The following is a 20,038-nucleotide window of genomic DNA, read 5'->3' on the forward strand; positions in this document are numbered from 1 at the left end:
GAGAGGAAAGAACCCATGGAAAGCAAGTACATCCGAGAAACCTACTGCTTCAAGACGTCCCGAGTATTTCCCAACGATATCAACAATCATAACACGCTCTTCGGCGGACGATTGATGTCGTATATCGACGATATCGCATCTATTGCAGCTGCTAAGCTGTGTCGTACGAACACAGTTACAGCCTCTACGGATTCGGTGGATTTTTTGCTACCTATCCATCCGAGTGATTCTGTCACGCTAGAAGCGTTCGTAACCTGGACAGGCCGTAGCTCGATGGAGGTGTTCGTAAAGGTAATTCGTGAAGGACTGATGACTGGCGACCGGAAAATCGCAGCCACCGCCTTCCTGACCTTTGTGGCATTGGACGAGAACAACCGTAAAGTGACCGTCCCGCAGGTGATTCCAGAAACAGAAGAGCAGTTACAATTGCACCAGACGGCTCCATCACGCGCAGCCATACGGCGTCAGCGGAGAGAAGAAAGTAAGCAGCTGGCTAGTTTTTTGACAACAGATTATCCGTGGGAACTGTAACGTACTAGAGATTATCAATTTCATCGTTTTACGTAAAAAGGAGCCGTCTTTTCCGTTAGCAGTCACCATGATCTGCTCGGAATACGGCTCCTTTTGAAAATAACTTGAGCTATTCTACCTTAACTACACGGAAATGCTGATTCGTCCCACCATTATCGCCCCATTGAATGGCTTTGGCTCCATCGGCGGTGGCGCCTTCAGAAATATCGATCAGCTTGCCGGTTGCCCGATTTTTCAGCTTGTAATAACCACCGGTTACGGATACTAATTGCCAATGCTGACTGGACCAGCCTCCGTCACTCCACTGCTCAATAACTGTACCGTCTGTTGTGGTACCGCTTTCAACACCAATTAGCTTTCCGCTGTTGCGGTTCACAATTTTATAATATCCGCTGCCTGCATCCTTGAGCTGCCATTGCTGGTTTGCAGCTCCGGAATTTGCACGCTGCTCCAGGTCTGCGCCGTCCGTCGTTGCATTGCCAATAATGCTTAGTGGCTTATTGCTCTTGCGATTCACTAGCTGATAATAGGCATCCGGATCAATGGCAATTGGCGTTGTTATCCCCTCGACCACACCACTGGCGGTGTCAATATTAATGCTGTCGAACCAATCCATGACTAATGAAGTCGCTGTTGGAAAACGCAGTGGCAGCCATACATATTGAGAATCCTGCACAGGACCGCTCCACGCACCCGCCCAACGGTCGCCCAAATACAGGTATGAAGTTGTCTGGGCACCTTCAACAGGAATCACGTAAGCCGACTGTGAACCATATGTCGTACCGTCCCCGAAGTTTATCGTATTACTCCAGGTTCCTTCAATGCTGGATGCGGTAGCATACTTGGCTTGATTGGGATTCCAGCCGGTTGCCCCGGATGTAATCAGGAAGTAGACGTCTCCTTTTTTGAACATCGCCGGAGCTTCACGATATTGTCCTGGCCAAAGTGTAGTCACCAGCGATTCAACTTGCAGAAAATCCGGTGTCAGACGATAGATGTTCAGATCCGCATTTACCCGGGTAGCCGAAATGAGGTAAGCTGTACCGTTATCGTTGTATACGGTCATATCGCGCGAATCGTGATCCAGAGGACGGAAGCTGCCCTGATACGTGTAATCGCCGTCCACGGTATCGGAAGAAGCAACAGCCACTCGGGCCTCGTTGTAATTAACCCCATTCTCCTTATGCATCCATAATACGTATTTACGTGTTTTTTCATTGTAAATCACTTTCGGACGTTCAATATTCGAAACATTCAGCTCCACAGCGGAGCTGCTGGTCAGTACATTTTTACGAAACTCCCAGTTTTTTAAATCAGAGGAACGGTAGGCGGATACCGCCTTGAACGTGCCGTTGGGATTACGATTTTCACCAAACCAATAATAGTAACCGTCTACTTTAATCATACCACCCCCATGGGCATGGACCACGTTTCCATCTGTATCTTTAAACTGAATGCCATTTACAACATTCGCTGAAGCGGCTGAAGCGACCTTAGGTGAAAACATCTGAAAAATGCTCAACGTCAGCAAAATAGAGAGCATAATACACAGCAAGCGGGCAAAATCATATTTCATTGTTTCGTCCTCCTCTGCATGCGTTATTTTAAAGCGCTTTCATTAATAGGCTCTATGAAGTAGTTTTAATAGAGATGCTTATCCCAATTGTATCCATATTGAATTGAAAGTGCTAGAGTAGTATATTGACCATGTACACGGCACACGCCATCCATATCTAACAGACTTCATCGAACGGTGAGTGTTACAAACTGGCTGATATTCATTAGATATACAGGAGGCAACCATGAAAATATACGCGATTGATACGAGCAAGCCGGAAGCTGAGGAGCATTACGAATTACTGGTAAATCGGGTTTCGCTGGAAAAGCAGCACAAGTTAGATCGTTTTTTACATCGGGAAGATGCTTTGAGGGGTTTATATGCCGATGTGCTGCTAAGATGGTTGGCCTGCCGGCAATTGAAGGTATCTAATGCTAGTCTTCAATTTACATACAATGCGTTCGGTAAGCCTTCCTTGATAAATGCACCCGCATTCCATTTTAATGTTTCTCACTCGGGAAAATGGGTGGTATGCGCTATTGATGATCACCCGCTTGGAATCGACATTGAACAGCTCCGTCCTATTGATTTTGAGGTAGGTAGAGTGTGCTTTTCGGACACAGAGTATGATGCGTTAATGCGTCAGGACGCAGACAGCCGATTGTCCTACTTTTACGATCTATGGACGCTTAAAGAAAGCTTTGTGAAGGCCGAGGGGCAGGGACTAACTCTACCGTTGAAGTCTTTTTCATTCGAGCTGAAGGCACAACCGTTCATAGGCTTCACGACAAAGGGCTTTACCACCGAGTATTGTCATTTTAAGCAGTATGAGCTGGATCAGGATTATAAAATGGCTGTCTGTGCAGCTCATGACCAATTTGCCCAGCAGGTGCAGCAGATAGATATAAATACACTACGCTTGGAAGTGGCAACACAGGCGTAATATGAAGTGGATATGCGTATAGTTGAAAAAAGGAGTTGAGTGGCGTTGACATTCGTTTTGTTCAAGCACGGCCGGTTGCATGGGGAGTGGGCTTCCAAAGGAGACTCCATCGTTGTACAGCAGGGTCGGATACAAGCCATCGGATATGCTCGGGAGCTTGAATTGCAGTTGACCGGTAAGGAATATGAAACTGTGGATTGGGAAGACGCCTATGTACTGCCAGGCTTAACCGATTCACATATGCATTTGTCTATGCATGGTATGAAGCTGGCTATGCTGGATTTAACATCAGCTACCTCCAAGGAAGAGATGCTGGCTATGCTGCGCAAACGGGTCGCTGTAACACCGCCGGGAGAGTGGATTTTAGGACTTAACTGGAATGAAAATGCGTTTATTCCTGTTGAAATTCCGGGTATAGCCGAGCTGGATGCCATTACAGATCAGCATCCGGTATATCTCACTCGTACGTGCTTTCATACGTTCTTGGCCAATTCAGAGGCATTTCGGCGTGCGGGTATTAGCGAGGACACCCCTGACCCGGCTTCGGGAGCCTATGGACGAGACGCAGATGGACGGTTGAACGGATTGATTTATGAGGAAGCATCCTTTGCCTTTACTAGCGTGCAGCCAGAGCCGGATTATTCGGTTAAGAAGGATACGATTCGGCGGGCTTGCCTGGATGCGCTACGGCTTGGTCTAACTGCTGCGCACACGGAAGATTTACGTTTTTTGGGCAGCGTGGAGACGATGCAGCGAATTTACAGGGAGCTGAGGGAAGAAGGTCTTGCTTTTCGCACACACCAGCTCATCTATCATCCCTTTATGGAAGAAGCGAAAGTGCAAGGGCTGCGTGCAGGTACCGGAAATGAGTGGTTTAAAATCGGTGCGATTAAAATGTTTGCCGATGGCGCTATTGGTGGAAGAACGGCATTATTGTCAGAACCTTATAGTGATGCTCCACATACCCGCGGAATGGCGATTCAACCGCAGCCAGAGCTGAATCAGATGGTGGCAGCTGCGAGGGCCGCAGGCTTTCCAGTGGCTGTACATGCTATAGGGGATGGGGCAGCGCACATGATTTTGACAGCGATGGAGGCCCATGTGCTCACGGAGGAAAGCGGTTTGCCAGATCGCCTGATCCATGGACAGGTGCTTAGGAGGGATTTGATCAAGAGAATGGCGAAGCTGCCGCTGATTGCGGACATCCAGCCCCGTTTTGTCGCAAGTGACTTCCCTTGGGTACTGGATCGGGTGGGGAAAGAACGGACTGAATATTTATATGCCTGGAAAAAACTGCTGGAAGCAGGCATTCCATGTGCTGGAGGTAGTGACGCGCCGATTGAGCCGTTAAACCCTTTTCTTGGTATTCATGCGGCAGTGACTCGCGCCAAGCCGGAAGAAATGCATGAGGGCTATCTTCCCGCTGAAAAGCTGGATGTACATGAAGCCATTCGTCTGTTTACCACGGGAAGCGCAGTAGCAGCCGGGGAAGCTGATGAAAGAGGGGCGATAGCTGAAGGGAAAGCCGCTGACTTTACAGTCATTGACCGTGATGTATCGGAAAGCCCGCAAGCTTTACTTGATGTTAAGGTACGAATGACAGTTGTAAACGGGAAAGTTGCATATCGGTCATAGGCTGGTGCTAAGTACGTATGCAAAAAGCCTTCAACTTCACTTTTTACGTGAAGTTGAAGGCTTTTTATTTTATAAACCACGCTGTATGAATCGGTCTGCGTTTGTCACACTGGACCACAGATCAGAGCTGGCTCCGCCCGGATACCAGTAGGCGAAGCCAGCAAACCCAGCATCCTGCCCCAAGCGATACTTACGAGTGAAGGATCGTCCTTCCTCAAGCCAAAGCTTATGAAGCTGTGTGTCTTTGTAAGACACGGTATACTGCTGAATATCCTCATTCCAGATTGGTTTGGAAACGGAACGGGATACTAGCTGGTTTTGCTGATCTAGTGATATATCAGAGGAAGCGATTGAATGTCCGCTAGCATTAAGAGTCCAGTTCCGTGTAAATAATGGCAACGCCAAGATCGCTTTCTCCGGATAGGTGGTTTGTACGAAACGCCGCACGCTTTCACGGAGCCATGGCAATGAGGACACAGAGCCGGGGATCGAGCTACCTCCCCAATGCTCGTCATATCCCATCAGGATCAGATAGTCTGCCGCAGCGCCAAGCTGTTTATAATCAAAGGCGGCAGTCCAGTCCGTTCCATAATCAGGAGATACACAAATCGCCAGTACCGTATTCTGACTCTTCAACTTAGCTTTTAATTGTTGGACGAACAATGTTAAATTGGCACGATCCTGACCATCTACATTTTCAAAATCAATGACAAGTCCGTTCAAACCGTATACAGATACGGCATTGGCAAGCTGAGTTATAGTTTTATTCCGTAGAACCTCACTGGATAGAATTTGGTGCGTCAGCACCAGATTGGAACGGTTGCCTACCATAGCCCAGATATTTTTATGATGCTGTTTGGCCCAGGTAAGCAGCGACGCATTGGTATAGTCGCTTATACTACCTGTTTCATTTAGAAAAAACCAACGTGGTGACAGGGTGTTGATGTTGGATTGGAGCACCGTATTTTCAAACTGCTGAACGGTTTGATCATATTGCCAGCCTAGTCGGATGGAAGAAGCCGTGGAAGCAGTTTGGTTAGCATGCTTTGTTGAATACGTTAGCAGACGCTCCAGCAATGCCGCTGTTTCTTCGCGGGTTAGAGAGGATGCTGGACGAAAATAGTTACTTTCACCTTTCATAAAGCCGTAACGATTTACGGTGGTTACCGCATCAAGAGCCCAATCTGCAATTTCCCCAGTATCTGTGAAGGAGGAAGTAGCATTTCCTGATCCGCCCGAAGAACGGATGAGACGTGCGATCATCAAGGCCGCTTCTTGACGGGTTATAGGACTATTAGGTTGGAATGTGGCAGACGTTCCCCCCTGAACGATATTGAGTTGAGAAGCCGCTTCAATCCATCCATAGTACCACGTCTTTTTGGCAACATCTCGGTAGGAGGAAACGGCTGCTTGTACAGGCTCCAGACCGAGTGTACGGTCCAGTGCGGTAACCCATTCGGCTCTGGTAACAGCCTTTTTAGGAGAGAAGTAACCAGGTTGTGTACCGTTCAAAATTCCTTTAGCGTGCAGGGAAATAATAGACTGATAGGCATAGCTGTGTGCAATATCTTGGAACGTAGCGCCGGATGCTGCTGCTGCTGGAGCAGCTAAGTATGAAGTGAATGTTGTGAATATTGTGATGGCTGCAGTTGCTGAAAGGGTGAGCCTGGTTAACCAACGTGATCGTTTGGAACTCATACCAAATAACCTTCTTTTTTATGATAGATTGTAGATTCATATATCGTTACTCGACGAATAATACTATCAAAAAGAGGAAAGTTATTCATTGCTAAATTGCTGGAAAAACACCAAAAAACCCGCTACCTATGCGGCAACGGGTTTGATATTGGATAAACTATGCTTTTTTGGCATACATAATACCGATAGTCTGTGGACCACAATGACTGGAAATGACACAGCCTGCTGTAGTTAGCAGTACCTCTTGTGCGTTCGTTTCTTCTTTCAAGCGAGCTTGCAACATCAGCGCATCTTCCTCGGCCAAAGCGTGCACGACAATAATGATATCGTTATCCATCTGATCTCGTTGATTCAGAGCGTTTTGCAGCATCTGATCCAGTGCTTTTTCACGTTTGCCGCGGACTTTGTAGACAGGCGTCATTTTTCCGTCAATCACTTTGATCACCGGACGAATTTTGAGCAGACTGCCAATCAGGTTTTGCATGCCTGAGCATCTTCCGCCTTTATACAGGTATTCAAGTGTATCAATGACAAATTCCGTGTCTATTAACGGCCTGGTTTTTGTCAACATGTCTACAATCTGCTCTATCGTATTGCCGTTGGTTGCCGCACGAGCAGCTTTCATCACAAGCAGGCCAAAGCCGCACGACAAATTCAAGGAATCAAAAACCGTAATGCGACCTTCCGGAAATTCGGAGGCAGCGAGTAGCGCATTCTGGTACGTCGATGATAGCTCGGAAGACAGACTGATATATAAAATGTCGTCCCCTTGTTCTATGTAGGGCGCAAAGGCTTGAATAAAATCCGACGGAGAAGGTGCGGCGGTACGCGGTAAATGTCCCTCGCGGCTTACACGTTGAAATAATTGTTCTGGGTGAATGTTTACACCATCCTGCAATGCCTCATCACCAAATACTGTATACAATGGCACAATACTAATTTCGTACTGTTGACGCCAGTGAGCAGGAATATCACTGGTACTGTCGGCAAAAATTTTAATTTTGTTCATACATTGAATCCTCTCTGTGTGATGCAGAAAAATTATAAAGATTGCACGGAGGAAGGATAGATATCCGCTGTGCTATTCGGAACGGAAAGACCGATGGCAAGAAGTGCAATAAAGCCCACAATAATAAGTGCATTAATGATTAAGCCTGTAATAGCAAAGGTTTTCTTACGGTTTTTTAACGCAATTCCAATGATACCGACCACAAGTCCGCTACAATTCAGCAACAGGCTGCCTAAAAAAATAAAAGGAAGCAGTACCGTTCCGGTTTGCTGCAGAGCGACTTCCGGGTTCATCGTTTGGTATTGGCCGAAATGAGCCAGCAGATTAATAACCATAATAGCCAGAATAATATATCCGATCAGGCTGACAAGCGACATAATAAAAGAAGCAATTCCGGGACCGGAATGTTTGAGCTTGACCGGAGGCTGGAACACAGGAGTTTCTGAAAAAACAGGGTGCTCCTCAGGCGCAGCAGGCTTTTGCAAATTAGGATCTTGGGTACTCATTTTTTCAACTCCTTGAACATAGTCCGAACAGGTACTAATTTTCCACAAAATAAACAAAAAAGCAAGCCACCCTACACATTACCCTTCAAAAGACAGGGTCTAATCATCCAATTCTGTATGCGGTCTGTTCACACACGCTGGCTGGTAAACTTCATACGGTTTCGATAAAATAAGAAGAACATTCGGTTAAAAGGATGAGATGAAAAGGAGTACACAAACATGCAACGAAAATGGATATTTGTGGGATCTATAATGATGATGTTGGCGGTAGCCATTGGAGCGTTCGGGGCACATATTGTGAAACCCCGGATCGACGCGGATGCTTTGGCCGTGTATGAAACAGGTGTGAAATATCATATGATTCACGCTGTCGGTTTGCTGATCATTGCGTTGGCTGCTGGACAGTGGGGTTCTTCCAACCGTTTGAGATGGGCAGCGCGTCTGTTATTAACGGGTATCATTTTGTTTTCCGGCAGCTTGTATGTGCTAAGTTTGACCGGAATCCGTGTGCTGGGGGCTATCACCCCCTTAGGAGGCGTGTGTTTTATTGCAGGATGGATATTGCTGGCATGGGCTGCCATGGGTCTGAAGAAAGAGGATTAGAGTTCTTTTCGGATAATGCAAAAAAAAAGAGAAGGGGCAAGAAAGACGTCATGTTTTTCCTGCCCGTTCTCTTTTTTTTGCTTCGTTTTTTTATGAAGTATTTACATTTACGATGTGATTTCATCGATCTCATTCATTTTAAAGGAGTACACTTGCTTCTCATCTACATGATACACACTCAGCAGGCTATTATCATGATCCAGATTGAGGATGCGGCAAGGGATGCTACGCTGTCCGCCATAGCGGTTCACGATTAACCGTACAAGCGTATTATCTTGTATATAGCGTTTGATCCATTCATACGTACTAAGTTCTTGTTGTGTTGCAGGCTTTGGCTGTACGTGGGATTGTTTGATCTCTTGAACGACTGGCGGCTTGTTCGTAACTGCGGCTGACTTCTTTTTGGAGAACTTTTCCGCAAGCGTAGCAGCTGCGTCAGACGGGTTATTACTGGCTGACTGTTTTTTTAGATACAGTGCAGCTTCGATTAAATTCCCAAGTTCAATACCGGATTGAATCCGGCTATCCGCAATGTGTTCGTTTTGGCTCAAGAGATTAAGCAGGAACTGAAGGGCCTCTACGTTCGAACGGCCTTTAACTAATACATCTACATTAAATAAATAACTGGTTTCGTCTTGATTTGATTCCTTTTTCATACATCCTCCAGCCCAAGCCATGGGTAATTAGTCTTTTATAGTACCTATCAATATATCATTAAAACGTAATCTATCATAGTGCCTAAGGCCCTGTTGTTGGATATTAACAAAAATAAAATCTATATAAAGCCCTATGTGTAAAATTTTAATGGAGTACACCGGAATTGTACATTTTTGCATGTGTACACGAATGAGGTCAGTATGTGAGCACTAGATATAGATAAGCAAAGCCAGAGTTACATATACAGAGAATAAAGGAGGTAGGGGGTGAAATCAAGTAGTTTAAATTTTAAACATGTTACAGTGGGAAAATATAACGAAGCAGTATCATCCATCCAGAAGAAAAGTAAAATCCCCCTTAACGAAAGGGGGATGGGGCATATCAAAAACATGATATATTATAGTAATCGCAATTAAAGTAAATTTTATTTCGATCAAAATGGGATTCGTTGTGATCGAATAAGGTAGTCATGTTCGACTGCCCAACTCACAAGACCACTCCAGAAATCTTCACAGGCTGAAATGATCTTCGCTGGTTCAGCTAAATCTCCGGACATCACCAACTTAACTACATGATCAAATCCTTCTGGACGACTCGGCAGTTCCAGGGCCTCCGGTAGAACCATTGAACCCGTTGAGAAAAGCTTCTGATTGTGCAACCCAGCTAACATAGCCCCATATTGGGCAAACTGCATTACCAAGTACGGCAAGTAGGTATGAGGGCCATTTACACGGACATTTCTAAGCTTTCCTATAAACTCGTACATTTCACCTACAAGCACTTCGTTGATGGCATGCCTGAAATCTTCCTTTGTTGGGGATTCGGCAGCTTCCTTTAATATAGAAAAAAAGTTTTTAGGATCATACAGACGAAGTGGGGAAAAGAAGGGTCCATGTGTCAATGGCCAATCGCCCTCAACAGTAGAGGCAATTTTAAGAAGAATGTCTGAACTACAGACGTTCACCTCAGCTTTCCAGGGCCCCGCCGACCATTCATGGCTAAATTCTACGGGGCCGTTTGGTTCACTTAGTACACAAAACATTTCAATGTCCGAGAAAGGGCCGTCAGTACCTTTGGCAACAGATCCATAGATCCCTATAGCCAGAATTTTGTCTCTGTATACTTCATGTAACCTCGCAGCTATTTCGTGGCAAGTCTGAAGTCTCTCACTTCGAGAAATGTTGACAGGTCCATTCATGTCCATTAGTGATCTCCCTCTATTTCCTACGGTCTAAGTGACTTGTCCAATTTACGGATTTGCCATTCAGCGAGGGTTTAATTTCACTTGTGAGCCCTTGCCGCCCGTCTGGATTCCAGTATCCTTCACTCCGGCTTCCTTCAGATCGACTAGTAGCCGCTCTAGTACAACTTTGGCGAAAGGTGCTTCTTTTGCACCAGACGCTTTAACGACCAACTGCACCGGTTTGCCGGAACGCAGATGTTTGTCTGCCTGACGCAGCTTCGTGTCGTAATCATGCTCCTCAATATGAGCAGTGAAGCGAAGCTCCTTGACCTTTTCTTTGCCGCTGTTTCTTGCGGCTCGGCCGACATTCGTTTTGCTTGCTGCGGCTTCTTTTTGCGCAAGCGCTTTTCCTTTGCCCTTTGCGACCAAGCTACAGGGCGGTGGACTGCTCATCAGTGAGGTGCAGACCAGGTCCACCCCTTTGGATCGGGCCATAGCCAAGGCTTCTGACTTCGAGACAACGCCGAGCTTCTCCCCTGCGAGTCCAGTGAGTACCACTTCGTCAGCTTTAATTTGCTCGTTGATTAATACTGCCACGTAAATGTAGCCTCCCTTAAACAATGATAAAGCTATCATATACGGAACCCGTTTGCGATTCAATTTTAGATCTATCCGTATTGACAAAAGTCACTAAGCCCTATACTCTTTTACTGATAATGATTATCATTTTCCAATGCAATATACATACAGGGGTGATTGAGAGAAATGAAAAAGATGTTGAATAGCCTATTGTTATTTGTAGTATTTACTATTGTATTGGCGGGCTGCGGTGCAGCTGGGGATAGCTCGAAGACGGAAGGTACTGCTGGGTCTGAGCAGACATCTACTACGGCTGGTCCGGTTACGGTTAAGGACGACCACGGGGAAGTCAAGCTGGACAAGCCAGCGGAACGTGTCGTTGTACTCGAATGGACGTTTACCGAGGACCTCATTGCACTTGGCGTACAGCCTGTCGGCAATGCGGACAATGAAAACTACAAGCTGTGGGTAACACCGGAGGCAAAGCTGGCTGATACCGTAACTGATATCGGCACACGGGGCGAACCGAATCTAGAAGCGATTGCGGCGCTCAAGCCAGATCTTATTATCTCTAACGCCGATAACAATGCAGCGATCTATGCACAGCTTAAGGGGATTGCACCGACGATAGAATTCGATCCTTACAAGGGGAACGGCTATGATTACGACCGTATGGTCGAAATTTTCAAGCAAGTCGCTGTGGCTACCGGAAAAACGGAACAGGCTGATAAGGTCCTAAGCGAACTTGACCAGCACTATGTAGATGCAAAGGCTACATTGGAGAAGGCAGGCAAAGCAGACTTTCACTATGCGCTGACACAAGCCTTTACAGCTCAAAATGCTGCCAGTCTGCGAATGTTCAAAGAAAATTCGGTTGTAGTGGGAACGCTTGCGAAAATCGGCATGGTGAACGACTGGAAGTCGGACAAGACCGAGAAATACGGGTTTAGCACCGTTGGCATTGAAGCTCTTCCAGCTGTGCAGGACAGCAATTTTATCTATATTACGCAAAAGACGGACGATGTATTTGGAGCCGCGATGAAGAACAACTCGGTATGGAACGGACTGAACTTTGTCAAAGAAAAACGGACCTACCCACTGGACGGTACAACATGGACGTTCGGCGGCCCAATCTCATCCAAAGTGCTGGTTGATCAAGTAGTCGGAGCTCTGACGAAATGACCCGAACAGGCACAACGGGTTTATCGAAGACTTGGCGTGTAGGAAGCATTTTTGGGGGCGGATTGATCGTCCTCATCGTGCTTTTTTTTGTAAGCTTGTGTTATGGAGAGGCTTCAATCCCGCTGCATACAGTAATTGAGGCGTTGACCCAGCGTCAGAATACGCTCGATCATAACATGGTGTGGGATCTCCGAATGCCGCGTACGGTCATCGGAATCCTGGCTGGTGGTGCGCTGGCCATCGCCGGTGCTCTGCTCCAGGCCATCACCAAAAATCCGCTGGCGGCTTCTGATACACTAGGAATTAACGCCGGTGCCTACTTTGTGGTCGTCCTTGGCGCGGTGATGTTTCCCGGATTGCTGCATCAGGCGCCGTTTCTATTTGCCGCTGTCGGCGGCCTGCTTGCAGCGGTGCTGGCTTACTTCATGGGCGGGGGACGAGCTGGAAGTCCGATTCGGTTGGCGCTTGCCGGCTTGATTGTATCCATGGTTCTCGGTTCGTTTACCGGAGCTTTGCATATCTTTTATTCATTTGAAACCCAGGGATTGTTTCTCTGGGGTTCTGGCTCGCTTGTGCAAAACGATTGGAGCGGGACGACTTACGCCTGGCCATGGGTCGTAGGACTCTCGGTCATTGCCTTTCTGCTGTCAAGACAGTTTGATGTCTTGGATCTGGATGAGTCCACATCCACGTCGCTCGGACAAAAGGTTAGCTTGACCCGGGCGGTGGGAATTGTATTGGCTGTCCTGCTATCGACCATTACAGTCAGCGTCATTGGACCCATTGGTTTTGTGGGTCTGGTAGCTCCGCATTTGGTTCGCTTAAGCGGTCTAAAAATGCATCGTTGGGTGCTGCCTGGTTCCTTCCTGTGGGGGGCATTACTGTTGACTGGCGCTGACGTGCTGGCGAAAATGGTCCACCAATCAAGCATGGATCTGCCGACCGGAGCAATGATGGCCTTGATCGGTGCTCCTTGGTTAATTTGGCTGATTCTGTGGAAAATGAAGCTGCCTTCTGGTATTAGCGGGCAGTCTTCAATGAACATAGGTGTGCGCTCTCGGAAATTACCGTATGGCAGGCTGGTCATGTTGCTTGGGTGCGGTGCCGTGCTGTTGACCGTATTCAGCCTGATGTTTGGAGGAATGCGAATTCCGGTCGGCGATTTGCTGTCCGGCCTGTTCGGCGGTGAGAACACAAATTCGGCCTTGCTGCAGTTTAGAATTCCGCGCACGCTGGTGGCAGCCGGGGCTGGTATCGCACTTGCGGTCAGCGGTGTCTTGATCCAATTAGCCGTTCGTAATCCCTTAGCGGATGCCTCGATCATTGGTGTTTCTTCAGGGGCTGGTTTCGGCGCGCTTGCAGTAATTATCGTTTGGCCTGGGCTGCCTGTTTATATGCTGCCCATCGCGGCGATTGCCGGAGCGACGGTTTCGGCGGCGGTGATCTTCTTTTTATCATGGAACAAGCACCTAAACCCGTCTGTGGTCATCCTACTTGGGATTGCCGTATCAGCGATCGGAGCAGCTGGCATTCAGATACTGATTATCCAAGGTTCGCTTTGGGGCAGCACAGGCTATATTTGGCTGACGGGTAGTACCTACGCTCGAAACTGGGGGCAGGTGGCGACGATTCTGGCTTTTCTGCTCGTGTTGTTGCCAATAGCCTGGTGGCTAGCTCGCCGCTTCGATCTTTTGGTATTTGACGATAGCAGCGCCATGGGACTGGGACTTCCGGTGCGCCGCACCCGGCTGCTGGCCATGACAGTGGGTGTGCTGCTGGCGGGCGGAGCGGTGGCCTGTGTGGGTACAGTTGGCTTCATCGGGCTGATTGCCCCGCATATCGTGCGTACGTTGATTGGGCACCATGTACGCCGCTCCATTGTTCTGTCGAGCATCTTGGGAGCGGTGATGCTGGTGCTGGCTGATACGATTGGCCGGACAGTGCTTGCGCCGACCGAAATTCCTTCCGGATTGCTGATCGCACTGATCGGTGCACCGTATTTCCTGTACTTGATGTATCGCTCCAATAAGAGTAAGTCAGTGTAGTTGAATATGTACACAAACAGGCTGTTTCCCAGCGGATTTCTGTGGGGAAGCAGCCTTTATTATTAATTCTCCTACGTAGTCATTGGGCTTTATATTTACAAATCTAATAAAATAGATATAATATTTTATATGGAACCGTCATTGATTTATAAAGCATTGTCAAACGAAACTCGTCGTCTAATTATGCTGTGGTTAAAAAAACCAGAAGAGTTTTTTGATGAACAGGCTTATCTAAAACAAGGGCTTAATTTTCAAATTGGTGTATGTGTGGGAGATATTCAGGCTAAAGCGGGACTTGCGCAGTCTGTGATTTCAAGTTATTTATTAACGATGCAAAAATCCGGTTTGTTAGAGTCTGAGCGTATTGGGAAGTGGACGTACTATCGTCGGAATGAAAAAACAATCCGGGAATTTGCCGAGTACGTTCAAAAGGAACTATAAACAGAAAGGAGGTTTTTTTTACATAACATATCTACAAATCTATATATATAATTAAATTGGAGGCTTATACTTAAAATGAAAAAGGTTAACCCGTTACTTATTATCATTCTGGCTTTAGGCGTATTCGGCATTATTACAACGGAAATGGGGATTATAGGTGTTCTCCCCCAAGTAACTCAAAAATTCAATGTATCAGCTGCCCAGGCTGGTTGGCTCGTCAGTATTTTTTCTTTAGTTGTAGCCATTTCAGGACCGTTCTTGACCTTACTCGTTTCCGGCATGAATCGTAAAGTCATTCTATTAACCGCTGTATTCAGTTTTGTCATTTCCAATATTGTCTATGCCTATACCACTCATTTTGAGGTCATGCTCATTTTTCGTGTTCTTCCTGCTATTTTTCATCCTGTCTTTTTTTCGGTCGCTCTCGTGACTGCATCTCATCTTGTCCCCCCTGAAAAGAGTAGTAAAGCGGTCACCAAGGTTTTCGCTGGAATTACAGTAGGATTTGCTTTTGGCGTGCCTTTGACTTCCTATCTTGCTGATAAGATATCGTTAGAAGCTGCTTTCTTATTTGGTGCTGTCGTAAGCATGATTGCATTTGTAGGAATACTCGTATGGCTTCCTTCCCTGCCAGTTCAGGAAAAGATGTCTTATGGCAAACAGCTTGGTATATTACGTAAACCTCAATTGTGGTTCAACATTGTGACTGTTATTTTTATCTTTGCAGCTATGTTTTCGGTGTATAGCTACTTTGCCGAATATCTTGGAGAAGTAACTCTTATGAACGGGTCATGGATCAGTATGATGTTGATGGTCTTTGGAATCGTCATGATTTTTGGAAACTTTTTATTTGGAGGATTATTACATAAAAATCTGACTAAGACCGTCATCATGTTCCCATTGCTATATATGGTCATTTACGTATTCACTTATGCTCTGGGGGCTTCTTTCCTACCGATGATTGTGGTTGTGCTCATTTGGGGGGCCGTGCATTCCGGGGGGCTAATTATTAGTCAAACATGGTTAACCACTGAAGCGAAAGAAGCTCCAGAGTTTGGAAACAGCCTGTTTGTCTCATTTTCTAATCTAGGTATTACGATGGGAGCTGCTATAGGCGGCTGGTTTATCTCTCACTTGGGAATACACCAGCTCATCTGGAGCGGAATGATGTTTGCGCTGCTAGCGTTTTTATCTATGATTATAAAAATAAAATTGTTCAATTCGAATGCAACGGAAGCCAGCGTGCGTTAAAATATGGATAGACATTAGAAGAGTACTCTACATTATGTATTGGGAGGAATAGATGAATATTCGAATGTATCATGATCTGGAGGCTCAATTGGAAGAGGAAATTTGGGCTCTTGGTGAGGAAGCAGCTCATATACTCCCATTAGATAGCAACTTAGCTGAGGAAAAAGCACAGAGGGCCTGGGATCTAATACCCGAACCTAAGCATACATGGGGCATTACAGGTGTAACCCTACATCAATACGTTCAAATTCTTAATTATAACGGGCATACTCAGCGATCAGTAGAGCTTTTAAATGGGGAGATTATAGATTTAGAAGGTTCAGGGTACCGAATCATACATGCAGAGCCTTACATACAAATGGCGGAAACGCTTCTTCTTCAGAGCAAGCCTGGATTAGTTCATAAATATCTCAAGAAGGCATACTCGATTGGGGGCGCACGGGCATTTCGGGATCAGCCCAAGCTTTATCTCGAAATGGCGAAAAGTAAAGCTCTGGATGAACAGGATGTATTACTTCAATTTGCGGCGTTAGATGTGAATGCCAAACTTCTAAGCGATTTAAAGGATAATCAATAACCAATGTAATGGCCTCATACAGTCTGAGATAAAATGCTGATCTGGATACGACGGAAAATGGGTTTCAATATTATTTATGGGGAGGACCAATGCATTGAAATTAAAAGAAGTGCTCTTAGGCACCCACAGTTTCGAAGCGATGAAAGCTTTTTACGGCTCTCTCTTGGATTTGCAGGTTGTGGAGGAGAACCCTTCGCGGTTGTCTTTTCAAGTAGGGGAATCGGTTCTTGCTTTTCAGGAATCTTCTCACATGGAAAATGAATTTTATCATATTGCGGTTACGATTCCAACGAATAAATTCATAGAAGCAAAACAGTGGATAATCGACCGTGGGATTTCATTGATTTCAAGACCCCAAGAAGATGAGTTTTTTTTCGAAAACTGGAATGCAACAGCGCTTTACTTCTATGATCCGGATCATAACCTTGTCGAGTTCATTGCTCACCATACACTCAACAACGCAGTCACTGAAGCTTTCGGGCCCCACTCTCTACTTCGTATAAGCGAGATCGGTCTTCCTGTCGATGATGTCTCCGAAGTATCAAGGATAATCACCGAAACGTTCCAACTTGATTCATGGGGAGGGGCTGGACAGAAATTCGCGCCGCTAGGGGATGTAGAAGGATCATTTATAGTCATAGACAAACAACGGCCTTGGTTCCCTGATGATAGGCTTCCGGCCGTATTTAACACCAGAGTCTTGTTCGAAGCTCCATGCTCTGCCAGTCTTTCGCTTCACAATGGTTTGTATGAATTGAGATCAAACTGATTTAGGGCTTCCCCGGATTTCTGGAATAAAGCTTACACAAGGGGGAAATCCGGGGGCCATAATACATTCAGGAGAGAATATATGAATATTAGACTACTTGATTCAAATGAAAAATATCCATTAGAGCTCTTGTTACTAGCTGATCCTTCGCACCAACTTGTTGAGGAATACTTAAAAAGAGGGCAGTGTTTTGTAGCAGAGATTGACCATCATATTGTTGGAGTCTATGTTCTTTTACCTACAAGACCTGAAACAGTTGAGTTAGTGAATATAGCAGTATCAGAAGGTATGCATGGTAAAGGAATAGGCAGACAATTAGTAACACATGCAATTGAAACAGCTAGGGCACAAGGTTATAAAACGATGGAAATGGGCACAGGAAACTCTAGCATTGGGCAGTTAGCTCTCTACCAAAAATGTGGGTTCAGAATTGTTGGTGTAGATCTAGATTTCTTTGTCAGACATAACTATCTAGAAGAAATTTATGAGAATGGCATACAGTGTAGAGATATGATTCGTATGTCTCAGGATTTATAGAGCTTAATTTCTTTGCAAACCCTTCAAAGGTATCTTAAGTAAGGTTCTGAAAGGTATATGATATTGTGCCAAAAGATGGTACAATAAATTGCGGAAAGGCTATACAATCATTGGATTGCAATAGTCCTCTTTTTAATGAGTTGATATCCTAACAAGTTCCTGATAAGGGGTGGTTACTTTTGTACAACACAACCACGATACTCACAGAGATAACAAAACATATGAAAGATAAAGATTTAATCCTTAGTGATCTCGCCAGAGAGGCAGAAATGAATCCGGGAACCATGAGCAGTATTATTAATGGGAACCGCACACTTTCAGTGGATCAGCTAGACCGAATTACAAAAGCAATGGGGCATCCCGTTGGCTATTACTACGAACGGTATGTGTCTGAGTATTTAACAGAGGCTAATCCGAATTGGCGTCGAATGAGTCCTTTTATACATAATTGTGCGAAATTAAACAAACTGGACTGCATTCATGATGTGGTCAATCTATTGATGGATAAGTTGGGCTATTCAGAATCCTTATTTGAGCTTGCTGAAGAATTATTTCATGAAAAGATGTACCAAGCGGCAGCCATACTTTATGAAAATGTAGCTTTAAGTGAGAAAAAACAATACTCAGAACGCCTCGCTATGTGTCAGTACCGCTTGTTCCATACGAGGCAAGGAGACAATCAAGAAAAAAATTATGAGGCGGCAGTTCAATTTGAAATATATGTTGAACGACTAGATGAGATAGATCAGTTAGAAGCGTTAAAAGATTTGGCGAATACATACCGTTCGTTACGTAAATGGGACAAAGTAGAATTGTTCGCTAAAGCTTTGGGAGACAAAGCTAAAATTCAATACAAATTGGAACAACAGCGGCATCATGTGAAAAAAGAAAATTCAAAGAAACCAAGTTTTCCTCTGTTTGCTTATTGGGCATTTTCTCATTTACTTCGTGCAGAAGTTTGTGAGGCTCATAAAGATTATGAGAAGGCACTTCAACATACGTACAAATATGGTGACTTAAGTTGGGTGAAAGATTCAGATGAAACTACTTTGAAGTGGAAAAGGCAATATGAAGAATGGTCTAAAGCCAATACTTATGTAAATAAACTTCATGCTGGTGAAATTGGTGTTTTGGCTGATTATGTAACATTTTTTTCTTCAAGGAAAGAAGAGTTACTTTCCGGATTAGATAACATACTTGAAGCTGCTAATCGATATCATTTAAATGTTGATAATATACTAAATCAATTTCAAACAGAAATTTTAGTTTTGCTGGATAAACCTGAGTGTGTAGGTACGTACAACCAACAATTAGTTATAGAACGTTATGTTCATTTCACACATGAATTAGCGGTTTACTACTTTAACAAAAATAATTTTGTGGATGGATTTACTTTTTTGTTAAATTGTTTGGGAAAATCTACATTAATCAATAATAAGTCGTATATAATTAAGTGTGTAAAGCTATATGAGTTCTATCAGGAATGTGCAGCATCTGAGACGAAGACAGCATATAGAAATTTAATTAATGAGGTGGATAATGATGAAACGTAAAGTAATTCTATCTTTTTTAGTTACCAGTTTTATACTAGTAGTAGTAGCGGTTCCCCTTCTTCAGCACCAAGACAAAGGGTCTACTTATGAGCCTACAGGGCAACATGGAGGAATGTGAGAATAAAGTGTCGCAAGTTCATGATTACAGTAGAGCATAGAAAATCAACTATTATCAAGTAGTTAGGTGGGATTATCCGTCTAGCTCTTTTTATATGACTTATTTTAATATTATTTTACTATACATGAATAAACCCTAAATATTTTATGGCTCCACGGATGTCCACAGTACTGCAATTGCTGCATAAAAATATCTGGATAAATAAAGCTTTCATAGCTGTTTTCAATTTACTGATATGTACTGGTTCATTTTATTAAAATCTCATAACTGACTGAAATGAACAGACTCTAAATTCATATGTGTACACTCGTACACTGTTGCAGCCTAGATAATATGTCTAGGTTTCTTTGTTTTTAATATCCATATATTATTATTTAGATAAAATGAGGGGGGGGATTTACACCCAAAACATCTCTTTAATTTCTACAATTTCCTCCAGCACATCTATCTACACCGTATAGTTATTTAATGGACGCTGATTTCTGCTTCTAAATACCCCGGAGGTGGTTAAAATCAAATTACCATTCAATTTCCACAAATATGGGCATAGCACTTTCACTCCCTGACTCAGCCTATTTTTCGACTTGATACCATACGCAAATTGTAGACGGTAGTTGGTCAGCTTTACATATCAATTTTAAGACCAATCTACAGATAAATTAT

19 protein-coding genes are annotated in these 20,038 nt (G+C 44.7%); 12 read left to right on the forward strand and 7 right to left on the reverse strand.

Annotated features, from left to right (window positions below):
* Positions 1–15 precede the first annotated feature (15 nt).
* The gene (locus ACM1ND_RS08035; protein WP_013309488.1) at positions 16–531 is read left to right on the forward strand and encodes an acyl-CoA thioesterase; all 516 of its coding nucleotides are present in this window, start codon (positions 16–18) and stop codon (positions 529–531) included.
* Between the two features lie 109 nt (positions 532–640).
* Here the strand turns inward: ACM1ND_RS08035 and ACM1ND_RS08040 are convergent, their stop codons facing one another.
* Positions 641–2,107: an RICIN domain-containing protein gene (locus tag ACM1ND_RS08040; protein ID WP_418027483.1), complete on the reverse strand. Its 1,467-nt coding sequence runs from the start codon at positions 2,105–2,107 to the stop codon at positions 641–643.
* Between the two features lie 226 nt (positions 2,108–2,333).
* Between ACM1ND_RS08040 and ACM1ND_RS08045 the strand changes: the two genes are divergently transcribed.
* A complete protein-coding gene (locus tag ACM1ND_RS08045) occupies positions 2,334–3,032 on the forward strand; it encodes a 4'-phosphopantetheinyl transferase family protein (RefSeq protein WP_418027485.1) in 699 nt (232 codons plus the stop codon).
* A 45-nt stretch (positions 3,033–3,077) separates the two neighbouring features.
* On the forward strand, positions 3,078–4,667 hold the full coding sequence (locus ACM1ND_RS08050; protein ID WP_418027487.1) for an amidohydrolase: 1,590 nt from the start codon (positions 3,078–3,080) through the stop codon (positions 4,665–4,667).
* Positions 4,668–4,736: 69 nt separating this feature from the next.
* Here ACM1ND_RS08050 and ACM1ND_RS08055 read toward each other — a convergent pair whose 3' ends face one another.
* The 3 genes from ACM1ND_RS08055 to ACM1ND_RS08065 form a co-directional block, all read right to left on the reverse strand.
* Entirely contained in the window at positions 4,737–6,365 is a 1,629-nt protein-coding gene (locus tag ACM1ND_RS08055) for an S-layer homology domain-containing protein (RefSeq protein WP_418027489.1), read from the reverse strand.
* A gap of 157 nt (positions 6,366–6,522) precedes the next feature.
* Positions 6,523–7,374, reverse strand: coding sequence for a DegV family protein (locus ACM1ND_RS08060; protein ID WP_023987848.1), 852 nt, complete (start codon positions 7,372–7,374; stop codon positions 6,523–6,525).
* 32 nt (positions 7,375–7,406) lie between these two features.
* Entirely contained in the window at positions 7,407–7,880 is a 474-nt protein-coding gene (locus ACM1ND_RS08065) for a hypothetical protein (RefSeq protein ID WP_023987849.1), read from the reverse strand.
* 219 nt (positions 7,881–8,099) lie between these two features.
* Here ACM1ND_RS08065 and ACM1ND_RS08070 point away from each other — a divergent pair, with 219 nt between their 5' ends.
* Positions 8,100–8,483: a DUF423 domain-containing protein gene (locus ACM1ND_RS08070; RefSeq protein ID WP_028542927.1), complete on the forward strand. Its 384-nt coding sequence runs from the start codon at positions 8,100–8,102 to the stop codon at positions 8,481–8,483.
* A 107-nt stretch (positions 8,484–8,590) separates the two neighbouring features.
* Here the strand turns inward: ACM1ND_RS08070 and ACM1ND_RS08075 are convergent, their stop codons facing one another.
* The 3 genes from ACM1ND_RS08075 to infC form a co-directional block, all read right to left on the reverse strand.
* Positions 8,591–9,139: a hypothetical protein gene (locus ACM1ND_RS08075; protein ID WP_023987852.1), complete on the reverse strand. Its 549-nt coding sequence runs from the start codon at positions 9,137–9,139 to the stop codon at positions 8,591–8,593.
* A 434-nt stretch (positions 9,140–9,573) separates the two neighbouring features.
* Positions 9,574–10,344, reverse strand: a complete 771-nt coding sequence (locus ACM1ND_RS08080) for an ANT(4')-I family aminoglycoside nucleotidyltransferase (RefSeq protein WP_418027492.1) — start codon at positions 10,342–10,344, stop codon at positions 9,574–9,576.
* Positions 10,345–10,404: 60 nt separating this feature from the next.
* The gene (gene infC, locus ACM1ND_RS08085; RefSeq protein WP_418027494.1) at positions 10,405–10,920 is read right to left on the reverse strand and encodes a translation initiation factor IF-3; all 516 of its coding nucleotides are present in this window, start codon (positions 10,918–10,920) and stop codon (positions 10,405–10,407) included.
* 168 nt (positions 10,921–11,088) lie between these two features.
* On the opposite strand from infC, the gene ACM1ND_RS08090 reads away from it, so the two are divergent.
* The 8 genes from ACM1ND_RS08090 to ACM1ND_RS08125 all read left to right on the forward strand — a co-directional run bounded on the left by ACM1ND_RS08090 (position 11,089) and on the right by ACM1ND_RS08125 (position 19,257).
* Positions 11,089–12,084 carry an ABC transporter substrate-binding protein gene (locus ACM1ND_RS08090; RefSeq protein WP_023987856.1) on the forward strand — a complete coding sequence of 332 codons (996 nt, stop codon included), beginning with the start codon at positions 11,089–11,091 and terminating at the stop codon, positions 12,082–12,084.
* Positions 12,081–14,129, forward strand: a complete 2,049-nt coding sequence (locus ACM1ND_RS08095) for an iron ABC transporter permease (protein WP_418027496.1) — start codon at positions 12,081–12,083, stop codon at positions 14,127–14,129. The genes ACM1ND_RS08090 and ACM1ND_RS08095 overlap by 4 nt, the downstream gene beginning before the upstream one ends.
* A gap of 129 nt (positions 14,130–14,258) precedes the next feature.
* A complete protein-coding gene (locus ACM1ND_RS08100; protein ID WP_023987858.1) occupies positions 14,259–14,570 on the forward strand; it encodes an ArsR/SmtB family transcription factor in 312 nt (103 codons plus the stop codon).
* Positions 14,571–14,645: 75 nt separating this feature from the next.
* The gene (locus ACM1ND_RS08105) at positions 14,646–15,821 is read left to right on the forward strand and encodes an MFS transporter (RefSeq protein ID WP_053325062.1); all 1,176 of its coding nucleotides are present in this window, start codon (positions 14,646–14,648) and stop codon (positions 15,819–15,821) included.
* Positions 15,822–15,873: 52 nt separating this feature from the next.
* The gene (locus ACM1ND_RS08110) at positions 15,874–16,398 is read left to right on the forward strand and encodes a hypothetical protein (protein ID WP_316243485.1); all 525 of its coding nucleotides are present in this window, start codon (positions 15,874–15,876) and stop codon (positions 16,396–16,398) included.
* Between the two features lie 94 nt (positions 16,399–16,492).
* A complete protein-coding gene (locus tag ACM1ND_RS08115) occupies positions 16,493–17,167 on the forward strand; it encodes a VOC family protein (protein ID WP_076157991.1) in 675 nt (224 codons plus the stop codon).
* A gap of 81 nt (positions 17,168–17,248) precedes the next feature.
* Positions 17,249–17,704 carry a GNAT family N-acetyltransferase gene (locus tag ACM1ND_RS08120; RefSeq protein ID WP_053325065.1) on the forward strand — a complete coding sequence of 152 codons (456 nt, stop codon included), beginning with the start codon at positions 17,249–17,251 and terminating at the stop codon, positions 17,702–17,704.
* 221 nt (positions 17,705–17,925) lie between these two features.
* Positions 17,926–19,257: a helix-turn-helix domain-containing protein gene (locus ACM1ND_RS08125; RefSeq protein WP_418027499.1), complete on the forward strand. Its 1,332-nt coding sequence runs from the start codon at positions 17,926–17,928 to the stop codon at positions 19,255–19,257.
* The last annotated feature ends 781 nt before the right edge of the window (positions 19,258–20,038 follow it).

Source organism: Paenibacillus sp. JJ1722, from assembly GCF_048282685.1.
Lineage (GTDB): Bacteria > Bacillota > Bacilli > Paenibacillales > Paenibacillaceae > Paenibacillus > Paenibacillus polymyxa_B.

What these genes read in the sequence shown, in the direction of transcription:
- ACM1ND_RS08045 (WP_418027485.1), top strand. Translation starts at nt 2,334, where the DNA reads ATGAAAATATACGCGATTGATACGAGCAAGCCGGAAGCTGAGGAGCAT.
- ACM1ND_RS08100 (WP_023987858.1), top strand. Translation starts at nt 14,259, where the DNA reads ATGGAACCGTCATTGATTTATAAAGCATTGTCAAACGAAACTCGTCGT.
- ACM1ND_RS08060 (WP_023987848.1), bottom strand. Translation starts at nt 7,374, where the DNA reads ATGAACAAAATTAAAATTTTTGCCGACAGTACCAGTGATATTCCTGCT.
- ACM1ND_RS08095 (WP_418027496.1), top strand. Translation starts at nt 12,081, where the DNA reads ATGACCCGAACAGGCACAACGGGTTTATCGAAGACTTGGCGTGTAGGA.
- ACM1ND_RS08075 (WP_023987852.1), bottom strand. Translation starts at nt 9,139, where the DNA reads ATGAAAAAGGAATCAAATCAAGACGAAACCAGTTATTTATTTAATGTA.
- ACM1ND_RS08070 (WP_028542927.1), top strand. Translation starts at nt 8,100, where the DNA reads ATGCAACGAAAATGGATATTTGTGGGATCTATAATGATGATGTTGGCG.
- ACM1ND_RS08125 (WP_418027499.1), top strand. Translation starts at nt 17,926, where the DNA reads ATGAAAGATAAAGATTTAATCCTTAGTGATCTCGCCAGAGAGGCAGAA.
- ACM1ND_RS08090 (WP_023987856.1), top strand. Translation starts at nt 11,089, where the DNA reads ATGAAAAAGATGTTGAATAGCCTATTGTTATTTGTAGTATTTACTATT.
- ACM1ND_RS08110 (WP_316243485.1), top strand. Translation starts at nt 15,874, where the DNA reads ATGAATATTCGAATGTATCATGATCTGGAGGCTCAATTGGAAGAGGAA.
- ACM1ND_RS08080 (WP_418027492.1), bottom strand. Translation starts at nt 10,344, where the DNA reads ATGGACATGAATGGACCTGTCAACATTTCTCGAAGTGAGAGACTTCAG.
- ACM1ND_RS08120 (WP_053325065.1), top strand. Translation starts at nt 17,249, where the DNA reads ATGAATATTAGACTACTTGATTCAAATGAAAAATATCCATTAGAGCTC.
- ACM1ND_RS08055 (WP_418027489.1), bottom strand. Translation starts at nt 6,365, where the DNA reads ATGAGTTCCAAACGATCACGTTGGTTAACCAGGCTCACCCTTTCAGCA.
- ACM1ND_RS08035 (WP_013309488.1), top strand. Translation starts at nt 16, where the DNA reads ATGGAAAGCAAGTACATCCGAGAAACCTACTGCTTCAAGACGTCCCGA.
- ACM1ND_RS08105 (WP_053325062.1), top strand. Translation starts at nt 14,646, where the DNA reads ATGAAAAAGGTTAACCCGTTACTTATTATCATTCTGGCTTTAGGCGTA.
- ACM1ND_RS08040 (WP_418027483.1), bottom strand. Translation starts at nt 2,107, where the DNA reads ATGAAATATGATTTTGCCCGCTTGCTGTGTATTATGCTCTCTATTTTG.
- ACM1ND_RS08065 (WP_023987849.1), bottom strand. Translation starts at nt 7,880, where the DNA reads ATGAGTACCCAAGATCCTAATTTGCAAAAGCCTGCTGCGCCTGAGGAG.